The sequence below is a fragment of the Exiguobacterium sp. N4-1P genome (assembly GCF_002214325.1).
The window spans coordinates 734,097-753,162 of record NZ_CP022236.1; the positions used below are offsets into that span (position 1 = coordinate 734,097).

The 19,066-nt window shown below is 45.0% G+C and carries 16 protein-coding genes; 13 read left to right on the forward strand and 3 right to left on the reverse strand.

The genetic code is table 11. The features are described 5' to 3' along the window. The first annotated feature begins 135 nt into the window (after window positions 1-135). On the forward strand, window positions 136-909 hold the full coding sequence (locus A0126_RS03760) for an enoyl-CoA hydratase/isomerase family protein (protein ID WP_088836499.1): 774 nt from the start codon (window positions 136-138) through the stop codon (window positions 907-909). 71 nt (window positions 910-980) lie between these two features. On the opposite strand, the gene A0126_RS03765 is transcribed toward A0126_RS03760, so the two are convergent. Then, entirely contained in the window at window positions 981-2,132 is a 1,152-nt protein-coding gene (locus tag A0126_RS03765; RefSeq protein WP_088836500.1) for a cation:proton antiporter, read from the reverse strand. Window positions 2,133-2,435: 303 nt separating this feature from the next. Next, window positions 2,436-4,223 carry a glycoside hydrolase family 13 protein gene (locus A0126_RS03770; protein ID WP_088836501.1) on the reverse strand — a complete coding sequence of 596 codons (1,788 nt, stop codon included), beginning with the start codon at window positions 4,221-4,223 and terminating at the stop codon, window positions 2,436-2,438. Between the two features lie 455 nt (window positions 4,224-4,678). On the opposite strand from A0126_RS03770, the gene A0126_RS03775 reads away from it, so the two are divergent. The 7 genes from A0126_RS03775 (at window position 4,679) to A0126_RS03805 (ending at window position 14,512) form a co-directional block, all read left to right on the forward strand. Then, window positions 4,679-5,938, forward strand: coding sequence for an extracellular solute-binding protein (locus tag A0126_RS03775; RefSeq protein ID WP_204251432.1), 1,260 nt, complete (start codon window positions 4,679-4,681; stop codon window positions 5,936-5,938). A 126-nt stretch (window positions 5,939-6,064) separates the two neighbouring features. Then, the gene (locus tag A0126_RS03780) at window positions 6,065-7,420 is read left to right on the forward strand and encodes a carbohydrate ABC transporter permease (RefSeq protein WP_088836503.1); all 1,356 of its coding nucleotides are present in this window, start codon (window positions 6,065-6,067) and stop codon (window positions 7,418-7,420) included. After that, window positions 7,420-8,253 carry a sugar ABC transporter permease gene (locus tag A0126_RS03785; protein ID WP_029332873.1) on the forward strand — a complete coding sequence of 278 codons (834 nt, stop codon included), beginning with the start codon at window positions 7,420-7,422 and terminating at the stop codon, window positions 8,251-8,253. Before A0126_RS03780 ends, A0126_RS03785 begins: the two co-directional genes overlap by 1 nt. A 19-nt stretch (window positions 8,254-8,272) precedes the next feature. Next, window positions 8,273-9,802 (forward strand): alpha-amylase family glycosyl hydrolase, encoded by a 1,530-nt coding sequence (locus A0126_RS03790; protein ID WP_088836504.1) that lies wholly within the window; start codon window positions 8,273-8,275, stop codon window positions 9,800-9,802. A 34-nt stretch (window positions 9,803-9,836) separates the two neighbouring features. Continuing rightward, window positions 9,837-10,868 (forward strand): LacI family DNA-binding transcriptional regulator, encoded by a 1,032-nt coding sequence (locus A0126_RS03795; RefSeq protein ID WP_088836505.1) that lies wholly within the window; start codon window positions 9,837-9,839, stop codon window positions 10,866-10,868. Between the two features lie 255 nt (window positions 10,869-11,123). Then, window positions 11,124-13,424, forward strand: a complete 2,301-nt coding sequence (locus A0126_RS03800; RefSeq protein ID WP_088836506.1) for a glycoside hydrolase family 65 protein — start codon at window positions 11,124-11,126, stop codon at window positions 13,422-13,424. A gap of 236 nt (window positions 13,425-13,660) precedes the next feature. Next, entirely contained in the window at window positions 13,661-14,512 is an 852-nt protein-coding gene (locus tag A0126_RS03805) for a YitT family protein (RefSeq protein WP_029332877.1), read from the forward strand. Between the two features lie 63 nt (window positions 14,513-14,575). On the opposite strand, the gene A0126_RS03810 is transcribed toward A0126_RS03805, so the two are convergent. Next, on the reverse strand, window positions 14,576-15,385 hold the full coding sequence (locus A0126_RS03810) for a Cof-type HAD-IIB family hydrolase (protein WP_088836507.1): 810 nt from the start codon (window positions 15,383-15,385) through the stop codon (window positions 14,576-14,578). 196 nt (window positions 15,386-15,581) lie between these two features. Here A0126_RS03810 and A0126_RS03815 point away from each other — a divergent pair, with 196 nt between their 5' ends. The 5 genes from A0126_RS03815 to A0126_RS03835 all read left to right on the forward strand — a co-directional run bounded on the left by A0126_RS03815 (window position 15,582) and on the right by A0126_RS03835 (window position 18,984). Beyond that, a complete protein-coding gene (locus A0126_RS03815) occupies window positions 15,582-15,776 on the forward strand; it encodes a YjzD family protein (protein ID WP_012369663.1) in 195 nt (64 codons plus the stop codon). A 69-nt stretch (window positions 15,777-15,845) separates the two neighbouring features. Beyond that, the gene (gene iadA / locus A0126_RS03820; protein WP_088836509.1) at window positions 15,846-16,979 is read left to right on the forward strand and encodes a beta-aspartyl-peptidase; all 1,134 of its coding nucleotides are present in this window, start codon (window positions 15,846-15,848) and stop codon (window positions 16,977-16,979) included. Between the two features lie 13 nt (window positions 16,980-16,992). Further along, window positions 16,993-17,484, forward strand: a complete 492-nt coding sequence (locus tag A0126_RS03825) for a thioredoxin family protein (RefSeq protein WP_029332880.1) — start codon at window positions 16,993-16,995, stop codon at window positions 17,482-17,484. After that, a complete protein-coding gene (locus A0126_RS03830; protein ID WP_088836510.1) occupies window positions 17,477-18,256 on the forward strand; it encodes a phosphatidylserine decarboxylase in 780 nt (259 codons plus the stop codon). Before A0126_RS03825 ends, A0126_RS03830 begins: the two co-directional genes overlap by 8 nt. 143 nt (window positions 18,257-18,399) lie before the next feature. Continuing rightward, on the forward strand, window positions 18,400-18,984 hold the full coding sequence (locus tag A0126_RS03835) for a YqeG family HAD IIIA-type phosphatase (protein ID WP_088836511.1): 585 nt from the start codon (window positions 18,400-18,402) through the stop codon (window positions 18,982-18,984). Window positions 18,985-19,066 lie beyond the last annotated feature (82 nt).

Below are 19,066 nucleotides of genomic sequence, written 5' to 3' on the forward strand. Positions count from 1 at the left end.
ACGCCTTCAATTTTCATAATGAAAGTGAAAAACAAAGCTTTCATAAAAAAAACGGGGATTTAAAAGGATTTTCATAAAACATCACGAATACATCATAATGAATCGTTGTTCACTTTTGAAAGGTAGGGGAATGTGATGAATTCTGAAGTAGAGTACACGGTAGCATCGAGCGTAGCAACGGTGACGTTAGCTCGTCCGGAACGATTAAATGCCTTAACATCAACACTTTTAAATGAATTAGCAGATTCAATCGAGGAAGCCAATCAAGATGAAGCAGTCCGCGTCATCGTATTGACTGGAAAAGGACGCGGCTTTTGTGCCGGTCAAGATTTAAAGACGGTCTCACCAGGAATGGACCATGGCGATTATTTGAAAAGCTATTATCATCCCGTTGTCCGTGCATTAGCCGGATCGAAAAAGCCGATCATCGCAGCAATCAATGGTGTGGCAGCAGGAGCAGGACTGTCGTTGACACTCGCATGTGACTTCCGGATTGTTCAGGAAGATGCAAAATTGTCACTCGGCTTCATTAACATCGGTCTCGTCCCGGATGCTGGAGCACCATACTTCTTACCGCGTTTAATCGGTTCGGCGAAAGCACTCGAATTAGCGCTGCTTGGTGATACGATAACAGGGAAGCAAGCAGTCGAGTTTCAACTCGTGACAAAAGCGGTCGCGACTGACCGGTTTAAAGAGGAAGTAATGGATTTTGCTCAGCAGCTCGCAGCGCGACCGACAAAAGTAATTGCGTATATTAAACAACTTCAATCAGCAAGTTTCGAGTCGACGCTCGATGATATGTTGGCACAGGAAATTATCTACCAATCACGTGCCGGTAAAACGGAAGACCATCAACGTGCGGTTCAAGCATTTCTTGAAAAAAAACCGCCTGTTTTTACCGGACGTTAAAACGACTTATTTTAATATCAGTGAAACAAGCAGGACCACTTCCGTTGTAATCGGAAATGGTCCTGCTTGTTTTAGCGCATTTTTTGTTTGATTTTTTGGGCCGTAGCATGTGTTTGATCGGTTAACCTACTCGAGAGACGAAATAGTAAAATTCCTAGAAAAGCGGAGACGAAAATATATAACCCCGTCAGCGTGATGAAGGCGCCGCTAGCGAGTGTAATAAAAAGAATTGAAAATTCTCCGCGTGGTCCTAAGCAAAAACCGGATTCGATGGCATGGTAGTTTGACAGCCCGAATGAACGACCACCGAAGAATCCGACCAAAAATTTAGATAACAGCCCCCAGATGACGAGTGCCAAAAAGAACCAGTCTAAAGGCAGTCCTTCCGTCAATTCAAACGACATCCCGAATGCAATGAAAAAGAGAGGGAGCAGTAAATCTTGAAAAGGTGTGACGAGCCGCTTCAAGTAGCGTGTTTCCTTTAGTTCAGTCAACAAAATCCCGACGATGAAAGCACCGAGTACTTCTGATAAACCGAACATGATACCGACACCTGAAAAAGTTAAAATCAAGCCGATGATTCCAATTCCGGCGTCAGGATGCCGGTACAAGGAACCAATGATCCGTTCTTTTCTGCGAATAAAGACGGTTAGTAAGATTAAAGCACTGAACAGAAAGAGAAAACCCGCGAAAATGGACCCTACTTTGGCAAATGTAAAAGGTTCTGTACCAAGTATAAACGGTGCCGTCGTCAAGAGAAGCGGGGCAATCAAATCTTCAAAAATAAGTAACGATAAGACAAAGCGATTAACGTCCTTGTGTTTGTCTGGCTCACGATCGAGCAAACGGGCAGAAATCGAAGAACTCGTCGCATATAAAACGCAGCCGATTAAAAAGGCTTCAGGAATGGAAAAGCCAAACGCAAGCGTCAGGAGGAATGTTCCACCAAAAGATAACGCAACATCAATTAATCCGGCTTTCCACACGTGGCGTAGTTGACTGAGCAAGTCAGCAATTGAAAATTTAAGTCCCAGCAAAAAAAATAGAACGATGATTCCCGCTTCACCGCCTAACTTCAATTCTTCAGGTGCATCGTAATAAAGCCCGATGGCAATCCCGATTAAAATGAAAGCGAGGATACTCGGAAGGTGGAAACGTTCACTCAAATAACTGATTGCAAATAAGCCGATGAGAATAAGACCGGCATAAAAAAATAATTCCATAGCGAGCACGTCCTCCTTTTATGTTTTCCTTTACCCTAGAAAAGCATCAAAATAACTATTAGATGAGTTTCAAGGGACAGAAAATGAAGTAGGAGGGAAAACTCGCTGATTTTGTTTCTTCCTTCCTGTACTTGCCCGTGACAGTACTTGTCCCCGCATAGCTAGAAACAGGTAAGAATGGGATTAAGAAGCAACAGCTTGCGCTTTGTCCGAGAAAAGTAACGAAAAGGACGTGTCCAATATTACTTTGTCGACACGTCAAAATACGGCATCCATCTCGAAACGAGACAGATACCGTATTGATTAAAGGACTTGGACGATTGTTCCTGCATAAGGTGGAAGTGTTACTTCTAAAGAAGGAAGTGGTGAATTCGAGAACAAATCCATGCCTTGTCCTGCCGCTGGTGCGGGAAGTGTTACTTGCTGATTCGAGTTGTTGAAGTAGATGTAGTAAGTTCCATCTTCGCTCGTTCGACGCATGACGATCGAATTCGTCTCGTCATCCGCATGAACGAATGAAATGTGTCCGTTATTCGCAAGAGTCTTATGCTGTTGCCGCAGTTGAAGTAAATGTTTTGTATACATCAAAAGGTTTAAGTCCTGTTCTTCTTTGTCCCATGGCATACATTTACGGCAACCCGGATCTTGATCCCCATCGAGTCCGATTTCATCGCCATAATAGATGACGGGACTACCGGAAAACGTCAACATCGATAGTAAGAGGAGACGCATCTTATTTTTGTCATGGCCGGCACGCGTCAAGGCGCGCGGTGTATCATGTGAGCCGATTAAGTTAAATGTCACTTCGTTGACGTTCATCGTATTCGAGAAGAGAACGTGTGACATTTCATTGGCATACGCCGTCGCCTTCGTTTTATCAAGGGCAAAGAAGTTTAACGCTGCGTTCGTAAACGGATAGTTCATGACGGCATCAAATTGATCACCGAGTAACCACTCTTGCGAATCATGCCAAATTTCTCCAAGTATATACGTTTCAGGATTTGCTTCTTTGACGACCCGACGGAAATCACGCCAAAAAGCGTGGTCGACTTCATTCGCGACATCTAATCGCCAACCGTCGATTCCGAATTCCTCGACCCAGTAGCGGGCGACGTGAAGAAGGTATGCTTTTACTTCAGCATTTTCTGTATTGAATTTCGGCATCTCAGGCACAAAGGCGAACGTATCATAGTTCGGCATCGGTTCTGTGACGAGTGGGAAGTCGCGGAGGTGGAACCAATCACGGTAAGACGAGTTGCTACCGTGTTCACGGATATCAGCGAAGGCTTCGTGATGGAATCCGGCATGATTGAAAACGGCGTCGAGCATGATACGAATGCCATTTTCATGTAGAAGGTCGACCATTTGTTTAAATTTTTCTTTTGTTCCGAACTGTGGGTCGATTTCGAGATAGTCGATTGTATCGTATTTATGATTTGATTTCGCTTTAAAGATAGGACAGAAATAAATGCCCGTAATACCAAGCTCAACCAAGTAGTCGATGTGATCAATCACCCCTTGGAAATCCCCACCGAACAGATTCGTTGTCGTCGGTTCTGTACTATTCCAAGGCAATGTACCGGTAGGGTCGTTCGATGGATCACCATTCGCAAAACGATCAGGGAAAATTTGGTACCAGACCGTATCTTTGACCCAAGCGGGTGATGTGAAGACATCGATTTTATTTAAGTAAGGTACACAGAAGTAGTAACCGGTATCATCAAGTGGTTTTTCATTGAACCACCCACGTTCTGTGAAAACTTGTGTTGTTTGCCCATCGTGTAACCGGAAACCATAGCGAAGACGACGGAATGGGGGGATGACATCAATAAACCAGTAATCATATAATTCGTCTGAACCACTTCTTTTCATTGATGTTTCGAATGTGTTCCAATGATTTGTTTTCGATGGATCGAAGTTCCAGTCCGCATCATCGGGATTTTCAGTATGCCAATCATACGGGTCTCCCCAAATCAGTTCGACATGCTCAACATCATTTTTCTTAGTTTGGAGACGGATATGAATCGTGTTTTCGTCGTACTTATAGACGAACGGAGACATGGCGCGATGGAATACGGCTTCTTTGAGCATAATGGTCACTCCTCTAGTGCAATCGATTGCACTCTAATGTAATGGTCCTCGAACTAAGAATAGTAAAGCGCTTTCTTAAAGTCAATTAGAATTGGTGAAAACGAGAATTCCAAAAGATAATTTTATGATTTAATGCAATCGATTGCATTAAAGTGCGCAATTAAATTAAATGTAAACGTTTTCTTTTTTGGGTAATAAAAATTTTAGGGAAGTTTATTCGATTAAATACTTTTTTAGAATGTTTTTAAAATGTAGGAAAATAATTAATAAAAAGGACTTGTCAAAAGGGATTTAGATTGTATAATAAAAATGTAAAGGTGATGCAAACGTTTTCATAAAACGCTTACAACTACTCAGTTGTTATCATGAGAAAATGGTTGTGCCTTTATGCAAACGTTGTGCATTAGAACTTATCATTCGTACGTTAACTTGGGGAGGAATTTTCAATCATGGAAATGAAAAAACTTGTAGCAGGTCTTTCGGTATCGGTAATGGCAATCGGTGCTCTCGCAGCATGTGGTGGCGGAACAGATTCAGACTCTTCATCGAATACATCAGGCGATGGTGGCAAACCAGATAAAATCGTTATTTGGGAAGATACTGAAAAAGCCGAAACAACAAAAGCAGCGGCAAAAGCGTTTGAAGAAAAAGAAGGCGTAAAAGTTGAAGTTAAAGAAGTCAAAATGACAGATCAACAGAAAAAAGTTGCACTTGACGGACCTGCTGATAAAGGACCAGATATCATTCTTCTTCCACACGACCAGATTGGGACAGTCGTTGACCAAGGATTGATCACTGAACTTAAAGATGGTGAAAAAGCACTTGAGCCATTCATCGATACAGCAAAATCTGCTGTCACATTTGATGGTAAAGTGTACGGCTATCCAAAAGCTGTTGAAACACCGATTCTCCTTTTCAACAAGGATGAGTTAAAAGAAGCACCAGCTTCAATGGATGATCTCTATAAAGTATCAACGGAACAGAAAAAAGACGGCAAGTATGGTTTCCTCGCACTTTGGGATAACTTCTACTTCGCACACGGTCCGATTGCTGGGTACGGTGGATATGTCTTTAAAGATAACGGTGGAAAACTTGATCCTGCAGACATCGGCTTGAACAATGCTGGTGCTGTCGAAGGAATGGACTACATCGGCAAATGGTACAAAGAAGGTCTCTTCCCGAAAGGGTTGATCGGCGGTGGCGGCGGTCAAGCAATGGATCAATTGTTCGGTGACAAGAAAGCAGTCGCTGTCATGAACGGACCATGGGCAGTCTCAAGCTATAAAGAAAAAGGCATCAACTTAGGAGCATCGGCGCTTCCGAAGCTTCCGAACGGTGAAGCAATCAAAACATTCGTAGGAGTTAAAACGTATGCGGTTTCTGCATATTCTAAAAATCCGGAATGGGCTGAGAAATTCCTTGCTACATTAACAGGTGAAGAAAACGCGAAAGCGATGTTTGAGAAATACAACGAGATTCCACCGGTCACTTCACTCCAAGAAGATGCATCGATTAAAGATAACGAAGTTGCAGCAGCAGTCTTCGCTCAGTCTAAAGACGGTGTGCCAATGCCGAACATCGCCGAGATGGGACAAGTTTGGGAACCAATGGCAGCAGCACTTCAACTTGTTGCAACAGACAAGCAAGATGCTCAAAAATCAGCAGATGACGCTGTCAAACAAATCAAGCAACAAATCGAAGCGAACAATCAATAAGTCGTCGTTTCCCAATTGAATCACTAAAAAAGAATTAAAGAGAGGGGGATCATTGATTCCCCCTCATCTTTATGGTTGGAAGAGAAGCCTGAGGTCAGACATGACCTTTGGAAAGGAGAACAGACGATGGCTGCCATTACGACACCGAAACAAACGGACCCGACACCGGAACTACAAACGAATCACCGCAAAATTGCTTCGTTGATTTCAATCGTGCCAGGTTTAGGGCAACTGTATAATAAACAATTTTTAAAAGGCGCGATATTCTTTATCGTCGTCCTGTCATATTTTTTAGTCAATTTTGATTTGTTTTTTAAAGGAGCCGGGAATGGACCAGGGGATCGCGGTGCGATCTGGGGTCTGATTACACTCGGTGAGGTAGCAGGCGTAAGGGGAGATCACTCGATTTTCTTAATGGTCGAGGGAATCATCGCGTTGATTTTACTTGTGTTTGGTATCGCCATTTACGTCTGGAACTTTATCGATGCGTATCGAATCGGTAAACTGCGTGATTTAAATGTAGAAGTACCTTCATTGAAGATGCAGCTACGGAATTTCCGTGATAATGGGTTCCCGTATGCCATGCTGATTCCATCGTTGGTACTACTCGTCTTCACAGTCGTTTTACCGTTGATTTTTACATTCTTGATTGCTTTTACGAACTATAAATTCAATAACTCGCCACCAGCCAAGCTCGTCGACTGGATTGGCATTCAAAACTTCTTAAACATTTTCACGGTCGATATTTTCCGTGATACGTTCATCAGTGTGTTAGGTTGGACGCTCGTTTGGACAGTTGCTTCGACGACAGGCGTCATCGCAATCGGAATTGGTCTGGCTGTTCTCTTGAACCAAAAAGGTCTTAAAGGGAAACGCTTCTTCCGTTCAATTTTGATTTTATCGTGGGCGGTACCGGCTTTTATCACGATTTTGATTTTCCGTTCAATGTTCAATGAAACATTTGGCGTCTTTAACACGACGTTGCTCCCGGCAATCGGAATAGGCGGTGGTGTCGAGTGGATGACTGACCCGACGTACACACGTCTCGCACTGATCGGGATTCAGTGGTGGCTCGGATTCCCGTATATCATGACGCTCACGACAGGAATCTTACAGTCGATTCCGGAAGATCTATATGAAGCGGCGACGATTGACGGGGCGACTTCAGGTGAAAAATTCCGTTTGATCACGTTACCGATGATTTTATTCGCGACAGCTCCAATCTTAATTACGCAATACACGTTTAACTTCAATAACTTCAACATCATCTATCTCTTTAACAATGGTGGACCGGCTGTACCGGGACAATCTGCGGGTGGAACCGATATCTTAATCTCCTGGATCTATAAGCTATCGCTCGGTTCAAATCCACAGTATGGTTTCGCAGCAGCAATTACACTCGTACTGTCGTTCTTCATCATGACGATTGCCGTCATTCAGTTTAAACGTTCAAAATCATTCAAAGATGAGGATATGATCTAATGAGAAAACAAAACCGAATCAATATGGCGTTGTCATACCTCATTTTGACGATCGCCTCGATTATTATTGTCTATCCACTACTTTGGGTTGTCGGGACTTCGCTCAACCCGGGGAAAAGCATTACTTCGGACATCTTCCCGAGTAATCCGACACTCATCCATTACTTCGATCTGTTTGATGCGACACAAACGGATTACGGCATGTGGTATTTGAACACCATCAAAATCGCTGTCATTACAATGGTCGTCTCGGTCGCATTGATCACGTTAACGGGCTATATCTTCTCACGTTACCGGTTCGTCGGGCGAAAAAATTCGTTGATTTTGTTCCTCGTCTTGCAGATGGTTCCGCAATTCGTCGCGATCATCGCGATTTATGTGTTGCTCAACATGCTCGATTTGTTCGATACACATCTTGCGTTGATTCTTTTATACTCTGGTGGAGCGATTCCGATGAATACGTATCTCGCCAAAGGATATTTTGATACAATACCAAAAGAGCTAGATGAAGCGGCACGAATGGATGGGGCAGGTCATCTTCGGATTTTCTGGCAAATCATCCTTCCGCTTGCTAAACCAATGGTTGCTGTCATCGCTTTGTTCAATTTCATGGCACCGTTCAATGATTTCATCCTGGCGTCACTTGTTCTCCGTTCGCCGGAGAAACAGACGCTTGCGGTCGGATTATACAACATGGTTTCTGAGCAATTTGATAACAACTTCACGTTGTTTGCGGCAGGTGCCGTTTTATCTGCAGTCCCAATCGTCCTTCTGTTCTTCGCCTTCCAGCGCTACTTCGTATCTGGATTGACGGCAGGTGGAACGAAAGGGTAATAAAGGAGGAATTAGCGGCATGAGACGAGGCGTGATGCTTCTCTTCTTGCCGCTTCTCTTGTCTTTCGGACTTTTTCCGCAGACGAGTGAAGCAGCAAATTGGGAAAAGGAACGAATGTATTTTATTATGATCGACCGGTTTGAGAACGGGAAAACGAGTAATGATATCGATGTGAACAAGGACGATCCGAAAGCTTATCATGGTGGTGATTTGGCAGGGGTGACGAAACGCCTTGATTACATAAAAGATGAAGGATTCACGTCAATCTGGTTGACACCGGTCTTTAAGAATCGACCGAATGGCTATCATGGTTACTGGACGGAGGATTATTATAAAATCGATCCCCATTTCGGAACAAAAGAAGAATTTAAAACATTGGTCGACGAAGCACACGAGCGTGACATCAAAGTTGTTCTTGATTTAGTTGTCAATCATCTCGGACCAAATCATCCGCTTGTCGAAGAAAAGCCGGATTGGTTCCATGAAGAACAACCGATTATGAATTGGAACAATCAAGTCGAAGTCGAAAACAACTGGTTATTTGATTTGCCAGATTTCAATACTGAAAATCCAGAAGTCGTCGATTATTTGGTTGACGTCGCGAATTACTGGGTCGATGAGACAGGAATCGATGGGTATCGTCTCGATACGGTCCGTCATGTTCCGCCGGCATTTTGGAAGGAATTCATTCCGGCCGTCAAAGAAAAACATCCGGACTTATTTTTACTCGGAGAGGTATTCGATGGTGATCCGCGAAAGATTGCGACCTATTCAGAGCTTGGATTTGATTCCGTGACAAACTTTCCTTTCTATTACGGGATAAAAGATCAATTTGCCCGCAAAAATGGTTCAGCGGAAGAACTCGATTCAGTTTATAATCGAGATATCACATTTAATCCGAAAGCGATGTCGCTCGCGACATTCATTGATAATCATGATTTGAAACGATTCATTACAGAAGCGAAAATCGGTGGAACTTCAGATGAAGAACGCCAATTACGCCTCGCGTTATTCGCCCTATATGCTGCTCCAGGTATGCCGGTCGTCTATCAAGGAACGGAAGTCGCCATGCCGGGTGGTGAAGATCCGGGGAACCGAATGATGATGGAGTTTGATAAAAATGAAAAGATGCAGGAGTATGTAAAAACGTTGAATCAGATGCGTCAAGACTACCCAGCGTTCGCGACAGGGAAGCAACGCTTGTTAGGAAAGACGGATCATATGGCCGTATACGCTCGAGAATCAAAAAATCAGACGGCGATTTACGCAATCAATCTAGGAGAGAAGAAAACGACGATGCGGATTAAAGCTTCTGAAATCGGTGATGATCAACGTCTGCGAGGATTATTATTTTCCGATCTCGTCCGACAAGATGGAGATGCCTATGAAATTACATTGGATGGCAGTAGTGCGAATGGATATATCTTAGAAGATTCTCAAGTGAACTGGTGGTCACTTGTTGCGATTGGATCCATTGCCCCAATCCTTGCGTTGATTCTTCTCTTGGTCCATCGCAGACGCGTCAATCGTTCGAACGAAAAACAATAAAATACATTTGTAGGGAAATGATGAGGTGAAGGGGATGCAAGTCACAATTAAAGACGTCGCTAGGGAAGCGAACGTCGCACCATCGACGGTCTCACGTGTCATCGCGAATAGTCCGCGAATCAGTCAAAAAACAAAAGAACGTGTTCGACAAGCAATGGAAGATCTCGGTTATTATCCGAACGTCCATGCTCGGAGTTTAGCGAACCGGACGACGCAAGCAATTGGTCTCGTCATGCCGAGCGCAGCGACGAAAACACTTCAAAACCCATTCTTTTCAGAAGTCATCCGTGGAATCAGTACGAAAGCGCATCAAAACGGGTACTCGCTTTATATGACGACAGGCGTGTCGGAAGAAGAAGTATATGAGGGCGTCGTCTCGATGGTTCAGGGCCGTCGCGTCGACGGAGTTGTCGTTTTATATTCAAGAACCGATGATAAAGTCGTACAATTTCTTCAAGAATCGAAGTTTCCCTTCGTCGTCGTCGGGAAACCGTTCAGTGACTCATCGCAAGTCACGTATGTCGATACGGATAATTACCTTGCCGGTCGTGAAGTGACAAAGTATTTGCATCAGCTCGGACATGAATGTATTGCCTTCGTTGGCGGGTCACAAGACTTAGCGGTCACGCAAGAACGCGTCGGTGGGTATAAAACGGCTTTAATGGAAGAGGGTCTTCCGGTCGAGGATAACTATATCGTCAGTGCACCATTCATGACGACTGGTGGGGCTGACGCCGTTAAACGATTGATGTCACTCGATCATCCGCCGACTGCCGTCGTCGTCAGTGATGATATGATGGCGCTCGGCGTCATGAGTACGTTGAATGAGATGGGGATTAGTGTCCCGGACCAAATGGCGGTCGTCAGCTTCAATAACCTGTTCATCGCTGAGTTTTCGAGTCCGCCATTGACCTCGGTCGAAATCAACATCTTTGGTCTAGGATTTGAAGCGACGAATTGTTTGATTGAACAAATCAATGAAGATGCGACGCCGTATGGTAAACGTGTCATCGTCCCGCATTACCTCGTCGTTCGTCAGTCTTGCGGGGGTCCAAAAAACGAATGAAAACCAGTGACTTCATCTCGCCCGGAACGGGGCTCGAGATGAAGTTTTTTTTATGCTATGAACAAAAAAACACAAAGAAACTAAAGTGGAAAGTAAGTTATTAGGAACGGTTTCACAAAAAGAAATTTATTTTCGTGCAAACGATTGCATTAAGCTGTTTTATGTGTAAAATAAAGAATGTACAGAAACGTTGAAACGCTTACAAATGACGATGAAAACGTTCGAAATCGGCAATGATAAAAGGAGCGACTGATGATGAAACGATTATTTGATATGAATGAATGGAAAATTATAGAGCAGGGGTTCCATCCTGAGGATAACCGTCTCGCCGAATCGATGACTTCGATTGGGAATGGCCATATGGGGATGCGTGGTAATTTCGAGGAAGATTACTCAGGCGATACACACCAAGGAATGTATGTGGCAGGTGTCTATTATCCGGATAAAACACGTGTCGGCTGGTGGAAAAATGGCTATCCCGAGTACTTCGCAAAAGTATTGAACGCAGTCAATATCATGGGTATCCGTGTTTCGATCAATGGTAAGAATGTCGATTTGAATGAGTGGGAAGTCGTCGATTTTAAGCGTGAACTTGATATGCAACATGGTGTTTTGACACGAACGATGTTACTTAAGAATGGCGTCGAAGAGACGAAGATTGAATCGACGCGATTCTTCTCAATCGTGACAAAAGAAATCGCAGCACTCCGTTATACGGTCACACCGATCAACTTTGAAGCGGAAATCATCATCGAGTCGTATCTTGATGCGGATGTCGAGAACGAGGACTCGAACTACGATGAAAAATTTTGGCTCCCGGTCGAACATGGGACGGAAGAGCGTTTCGGATATGTCACGTCAAAAACAAAAAAACTCGATTGGCACGTAACGGCGGCGATGATTACAGATGTTGAAGGCGCATTTTGTGAAGTCGTTGAAGGGACGTCACAATACGTGGCGAACCGCTTTACGAAACAAGTCGAACCAGGTGAAGCGGCGACGGTAGAGAAAGTAGTCGCGCTCGTGACAAACCGTGATTATGAAGTCGAACATTTACTGGAGCAGGCAATGAAGCGTGTCAATGAAGCGTTCGAACTGGGATTCGATACCGTCCTCGCACAGCATGAGGCCGCTTGGTTGAAGCACTGGGAAGAAGCAGACGTTAAAATCGAAGGTGACGTCGAAGCGCAACAAGGGATTCGCTTCAACATCTTCCACATGTTCCAAACCTACACAGGAGAAGACTCCCGGTTGAACATCGGACCAAAAGGATTCACCGGCGAAAAATATGGTGGCGCGACCTACTGGGATACGGAAGCGTATTGTCTCAACTTCTACCTTGCGACATCAAAACCTGACGTCGCGTGGAACTTGTTGAAATACCGTCATAATCAATTGCCGCAAGCAAAAGAGAATGCAGACAAGAACGTCGGTATGAAAGGTGCACTCTATCCGATGGTCACGATGAACGGGGAAGAGTGTCACAACGAGTGGGAAATCACCCATGAAGAAATTCACCGGAACGGCGCGATTGCGCATGCGATTTATAACTATACGAACTATACAGGGGATACGTCATATCTCGGACAATACGGGTTTGAAGTCCTTGTCGAAATTGCGCGGTACTGGGCGAGCCGTGTCAACTATGTCCCGCAAAAAGACGTCTACATGATCCTCGGTGTGACAGGACCGAATGAATATGAAAATAACGTCAACAATAACTGGTATACGAACTTGATGGCAGCATGGTGCCTTGAATACGCGCAAACCGTCCATCGTCATTTAGCGGACAACGAGCCGGACCGTCTCGCCGAGTTGATGCATCAATTAACATTGACGGATGAAGAGCTTGCGCAGTGGGCCGACATCGATCAAAAAATGTATTATCCAAAAGATGAGACGGAGCCGGCAGTTTTCATGCAACAAGACGGCTTCATGGATAAAGAACAAATCATGGTTGCTGATCTTGATCCGAAACACTTGCCACTCAATCAAAACTGGTCGTGGGATCGTGTCCTCCGGTCTGTATTCATTAAACAAGCAGACGTCTTGCAAGGCCTTTACTTCTTGACGGATCGTTTCTCGATTGAGCAAAAGAAAGCGAACTTCGACTTCTATGAACCACGTACGGTGCATGAATCGTCGCTCTCACCTTGTATCTATTCCATCATTGCCGCTGAAGTCGGATATGAAGAAAAGGCGGTTGAATTGTATCAACGTTCTGCACGCCTCGATCTGGATAACTACAACAATGATACGGAAGATGGTCTTCACATCACGTCAATGGTCGGATCATGGATGTCGATCGTGCATGGTTTTGCCGGACTCCGTGTTCAAGAAGGAGTATTATCCTTCAATCCGATGTTACCGCAAGGCTGGACGAGTTATTCGTTCCGGATGCAGTGGCGCGGTCATCATATCCATATTCACGTCAAACAAAATGAAATCTCGATTGAGCAATCTGTAGGTGAAGCATTCTCGTTGAAACTCCATAATCAAGTCGTTGACGTACCAGCTGAAGGTAGCGTCACGGTTCCTTCTTCAATGACGGTCTAAAAATTAGAACGAATCAGGTGTATATGATTGACACAAAACCGGACGATTTTCGAAATTCTTGATGAATCTCGAAAATCGTCCGGTTTTTCGAGTTGTTTTCGTTCAGTCATCGCGCGGACACATGAGAGCGCTACCAAAAAAAGAAATCAATTTCTTTCGCATTCTTGACTATCCGCTGTCATTTGTTATGTGCTAAAGTGTTCCAAGATAGTTCAAGCAGGAGAGGAGAACGAGGTGTGACAGCAGTTGTGAAGGAAAATATTTTAAAGGTAATGGTCGCTTCGATTGGTGGGTTCGTCATTGCGGTCGCAATGAACTGGTTCTTGATTCCAAGTGGCGTTTATTCGACAGGGTTTACGGGGCTTGCCCAAATCCTGACTCAGGTTTTACAGGACACGGCATTTGCGTTCGGTGAGAACGTTTGGTTTTTAGCCCTTAATATTCCATTGATTATATTGGCGTGGATTATGCTCGGTCGTAGCTTTACAATCATTACGCTGATTTCTGTTTTAGCGACAACGATCTTTATCGGTTTGATTCCACAATATGCTGTCATTCCGGGTGACCAAACATTAAACGCAGTGTTTGGTGGTGTCTTGCTTGCGATTGGAACGGGGATTACGATTAAATTTGGTGCGTCGACCGGTGGCTTCGATATCGTCGCCTTGATTTTTGCCCGGTTCTCGGACCGAAGTGTCGGTCTTTATTTATTCGTTTTGAATTTTTTGATTGCAATCCTTGCCGGCGCATTGTTCGGTTGGTCGACAGCTCTCTATACGATTGTCTTTATCTACGTGACGTCGAAAGTGGTCGATGAGATTCATACGAGCAATCAGCGCCTGACAATCTTCATCATCACGAACCATGCCGACGATATCACGATGGCACTGCACCAACATATCATTCGTGGAATCACACAGATGCCGTCGATCGGAACGTATTCACGGGCCGAGAAATCGACGCTGATGATGGTCATCGAACGACATGAACTGCGGGATATCGAACGGATTTGCCGTGACGCGGATGAAACCGTCTTTATCAATGTCGTACCAACCGATTCAGTCGTTGGTTACTTCCGAAAAGGATAGAACAAAAAACGCATCCTCTTGAGTAACGACATTTGTCGGTCAAGGAGATGCGTTTTTTTATCATCAAGCGAGTCCGAGGACATGCTTCAAGTAATAGGCGATGCCATCGTCTTCATTTCGTTTTGTCGTCCCGTTCGCAAGTAATTTGAGTGGTCCGATCGCATTGCCCATCGCGACACCGTGTCCCGCATACTCAATCATTTCTAAATCGTTTTCTTCGTCACCAAAGGCAACGATTTGTTTCTGTTCAATTCCGAGATGTCGTGCGATTTGCTCAAGACCAATCGCTTTGCTCGTTCCTTTACGCATGACTTCGACCATATACTCGGGCTTGATCCACTGACGGTTCAAGACGGTCTCGGCATGAACATGCGACAGCTCTGACCGGATTTCGTTAACGTGCTCACCCTTGGCATGAATCAACAGCGAGGTCGGTTCATGTTGGAGCAGCCTCCGCAAATCACCGGTCGTCACGGACAGGGCATGATCGGTATAAAATTCGTAAATCCCGACCGGATCACGTTGGAAATAGACATGATCGGTCACTTCACAGACGATGTTTTGTGTTTTCGTATCAGCAACGGACTCGAGAATATGTTGCACGGTTTTTAACGGAATCGGATGATGACTGACTTGAAAGTGGGGATCATTCGGATGATGAACGAAACCTCCGTTGAAATTAACGATTGGTGTCGTTAAACCAAGTTCTTCATAGTAGCGTTTCGCGTGGCGAAACGGACGACCTGTCGCGATGACGACTTCATGACCATTTTCACGCGCTTTGTGCAGTGCGGCAATATTTGCAGGACTGATTGTCTTGTCGTCTTTTAAGAGTGTACCGTCGAGGTCGACGGCAATAAGATGACGTTTCATACATTCACCAACTTCGCTTTAGATTCTTTCCTCATTACTTTAGCATATGGACCGGTAGAAAACAGGGAAGTGACTGTTTTGAGCAAAAAGGAAAACGCTTAAAAAAATCCGATTAAAGCTGTCGGATGATTTAAAAAATGATATACTACGAGACGTAGGACTAATAAAAGTAAGCTATGGAAATGGAGGGGAAAGAATGCGTTTTCTCGTTACATTCTTTTGGTCGTTCTTACTCGTGAACACAGCTGTGTTCATCGTATCAGCGGTCGATGCAGTTACGTATAACTTTGGATTTGCGACAGCGATGTCAGTCGTGACGTCACTTGTTGTCTTCGCACTTGATGCAGTCAACGAAGATCTTGGTCTTGGTCAAGGGACAAAGGCAGAATAACTTGAAAGCGAGGTATCGTCACTGGGCGATATGCTCGCTTTTTATCGTTTATAGTGAGGGGGAAGAGGCTTGATTTTAATTAAACAAGCACTTGTTAACGAGATCCCGACGGATGTACTTGTCGGAGGTGGAACGATTCTAGGAATCGGGACATATAATATCGATCAGGATTTGCTTGAACAAACGATTGACGGTACGGGGAAGCGACTCGTTCCAGGATTGATCGATGGTCATGTTCATCCGATTGGCGGAGGTGGGGAAGGCGGATTTGCTTCTCGGACGGCTCCGTTAGTCGCTAGTGATTTCTTGACGGGTGGTGTGACGACGGTCGTCGGATTACTTGGCACGGATGGTTGGACCCGGACCGGGATTGATTTACTGGCACACGTCCGCGGGTTTGCACGACACGGAATTCGACCTTTTCTGTTAACGGGCAGCTACGCTGTCCCGCCCGTTTCGATTACGGATACGATTGGTCGTGATATCGTCCTTATCAATGAAGTCATCGGACTCGGCGAGATTGCGATCAATGATCATCGTTCGACTCAACCGACTGTTCAGGAGCTGACGCGACTCACAGCTGAGGCGCGCATCGCCGGGATGGTCAAAGGGGTCAATGGAACGATGAACGTCCATATTGGAGACGGGAAACTAGCGTTACATCTCCTCGAAGAAGTCGTCCGGACGTCGGATGTACCGATCGAACAATTTTTACCGACACATATCAATCGAAGTGAACGGATTTTTGAAGCCGGTCTTGCTTGGGCGAAACAAGGGGGACGGATTGATTTTACGACCTGTACGACAAAAGCCTTCATCGAAGAAGGCGAGGTGCCGGCTGGACTTGCGCTGAAACGGGCACTTGAAGCAGGGATTCCCTTACGGCAGATCACGATGTCGAGTGACGCCGGTGCGAGTCTGCCGGCGTTCGATGCGGCAGGTAAACTTCTACGAATGGAATCAGGAAAGCCGACCTCGATGTTGCAAGCGGTCGAGGAAGCGGTTCGTCATGGGGTAGCGTTTACGGACGCCATTCAGACGGTCACACGAAACGTTGCCGAAGCTTACGGGATTTCTGGAGGGACAATCAAACCGGGTGAACGTGCCGACCTGTTACTGATTAGTGACGCTTTTGAAATCGATACGATTCTAGCGGGTGGTCATGCTATAATGATTCAGAAAAAATGGCTTATGCCAAAATGATGGAGGGATCGATTTGTCGAAAAAGTCTACGCGCGTGAAGCCGTCGAAAAAGTCGCAATCAAAAGCGAATTGGATAACGGCCGGCGTCATCGCATTGATCGTCATACTGGGAGCAACATTGCTGCTCTTCATGGATAATGAAGATTCAGCAACGAAAGATGGAAATCTAACAGCGAGTCAAGTCGCTGAAAAATTAAAGTCAGGTGACGAATTCTATACGTACTTCTATCAGACAGGGTGCGTCCACTGTGAAAAAGTAAAACCGTACTTAGTACCGCTCGGCGAGCAACAGGATATTCCGTTTGAACAGATTGATCTTGCTGTCGAACAGTCGGCGTGGGATACATTCGGTATCGAAGGAACACCAACTGTCGTCCACTTCAAAGATGGGAAAGAAGTAAGCCGTGTCGCAGGCGAACAGACAGAAGAAAGCTATAAGGAATTCTTCGCAGGTAAGGATATTGAGGATTCAAAAGAAGAATCATCGGGTGATTTAAATGATTAAAAAATGGTTTTTTAAAAATCTATTCGAATTAAATGGACGCCCGTTCGTCGCACATCAATTGCGGCGCTTTGCGATGAGTGAATTGAGCCGGCCTTTCATCAAACCGTTTATTAAGCTGTATGATTTACAAATGGACGAAGCGAGTCAGCCGGTCGACGCGTACCCGACTCTACATGAGTTGTTCGTCCGTCACTTAAAAGAAGAAGTCCGACCGATTACGCAAGCTGAGCACGCATTCGTCAGTCCGTGCGACGGTGTTTTATCTGTCGTCGACGACTTGACGGAAGAGAGTCGCTTCACGGTCAAAGGACAAACGTATTCAGTCGCGGAATTGATTGGTTCACACCATGAAGCGGCAACGTACGTTGGTGGCCGTGTCCTGATTTTTTATCTCAGCCCACAAAATTATCATCGCGTTCATGTTCCAATCGATGGGACAGTTCGGACGAGTTATACGCTCGGGCGGGATTCTGCACCGGTCAATGATCTTGGATTGGCTTACGGAACGCGACCGCTGACACGAAACTATCGACGGGTGACGCGAATCGTCCAAGGTGCACATGCGCTTGAACACGTCATGGTCGGAGCGTTGAACGTCAACACGATCGTCCAGACGAATCATGCACGTGACATTCGTCGTGGCGACGAGTTCGGGTATTTTTCATTCGGTTCGACGGTCGTTTTAATTGCTCCAAAAGGTGCGCTTGATTTAGAAGGTGATGTAACTGGTCCTGTCTTGATGGGACAAGCACTTGGTATTTGGAATTCATGAAAGCAAAAGCGCCCTTAAAGTGAAAGGGCGTTTTCTTTTGTGCATCGCTCTACGCCATTGATTGTGCTATAATCGAACGATAAGAACATAACTGTTTCTTAAACTTAACTATAGAGCTAGACCATTATCTGGAGGTTTTATTCTTGTTCAAACGACTTTATCCGAAACATTTCGTCGCATCCATTTATGATATCGATTTAGAGATGTTAAAACGAAACGGTGTCAAAGCAATTTTGACGGATCTTGATAACACGCTTGTTGCATGGGATATTGCCGATGCTCCAGACGAATTGGTGTCATGGCTGGATATGGTGAATAATCAATACGGATTTGACGTCATCATCGTCTCGAATAATAACGGCGATCGTGTCAAAAAGTTCGCGGATCCACTCGGACTTCACTATATTGCACCTGCCCGAAAACCATTACCAATCGGTTTCAAACGAGCATTAACGGAATTCGGTTACCATGCAAAAGAAGTTGTATTTCTTGGGGATCAGCTGTTTACTGATGTGCTAGGAGCAAATTCCGTAGGCATCGAAGTCATTCACGTCCAACCCGTCGTTAAAACAGACGGTGTCGTCACTAAATTCAATCGCTTGATGGAACGTCTCGTCTTCCGTCGCATGAAACGTAAAGGCATCTATAAATTGACGCAACGTGTCAAAGAAGAGTCTGAAACGGAAAAGCGGCAGATCGAGTCACTGCGTCAAGATAAGCAACAATGACCCTGTCATACCGGTAGATGAAAGGATAGGCAGTAGTCGCAACATGTACGGCAATAGGTCGGAAGTTACGCTCTTGGAGTAG

Excerpts from the sequence above, each read along its gene's own strand:
- A0126_RS03760 (WP_088836499.1), top strand. The coding sequence starts at position 136 with ATGAATTCTGAAGTAGAGTACACGGTAGCATCGAGCGTAGCAACGGTG.
- A0126_RS03765 (WP_088836500.1), bottom strand. The coding sequence starts at position 2,132 with ATGGAATTATTTTTTTATGCCGGTCTTATTCTCATCGGCTTATTTGCA.
- A0126_RS03770 (WP_088836501.1), bottom strand. The coding sequence starts at position 4,223 with ATGCTCAAAGAAGCCGTATTCCATCGCGCCATGTCTCCGTTCGTCTAT.
- A0126_RS03775 (WP_204251432.1), top strand. The coding sequence starts at position 4,679 with ATGAAAAAACTTGTAGCAGGTCTTTCGGTATCGGTAATGGCAATCGGT.
- A0126_RS03780 (WP_088836503.1), top strand. The coding sequence starts at position 6,065 with ATGGCTGCCATTACGACACCGAAACAAACGGACCCGACACCGGAACTA.
- A0126_RS03785 (WP_029332873.1), top strand. The coding sequence starts at position 7,420 with ATGAGAAAACAAAACCGAATCAATATGGCGTTGTCATACCTCATTTTG.
- A0126_RS03790 (WP_088836504.1), top strand. The coding sequence starts at position 8,273 with ATGAGACGAGGCGTGATGCTTCTCTTCTTGCCGCTTCTCTTGTCTTTC.
- A0126_RS03795 (WP_088836505.1), top strand. The coding sequence starts at position 9,837 with ATGCAAGTCACAATTAAAGACGTCGCTAGGGAAGCGAACGTCGCACCA.
- A0126_RS03800 (WP_088836506.1), top strand. The coding sequence starts at position 11,124 with ATGAAACGATTATTTGATATGAATGAATGGAAAATTATAGAGCAGGGG.
- A0126_RS03810 (WP_088836507.1), bottom strand. The coding sequence starts at position 15,385 with ATGAAACGTCATCTTATTGCCGTCGACCTCGACGGTACACTCTTAAAA.
- A0126_RS03815 (WP_012369663.1), top strand. The coding sequence starts at position 15,582 with ATGCGTTTTCTCGTTACATTCTTTTGGTCGTTCTTACTCGTGAACACA.
- A0126_RS03830 (WP_088836510.1), top strand. The coding sequence starts at position 17,477 with ATGATTAAAAAATGGTTTTTTAAAAATCTATTCGAATTAAATGGACGC.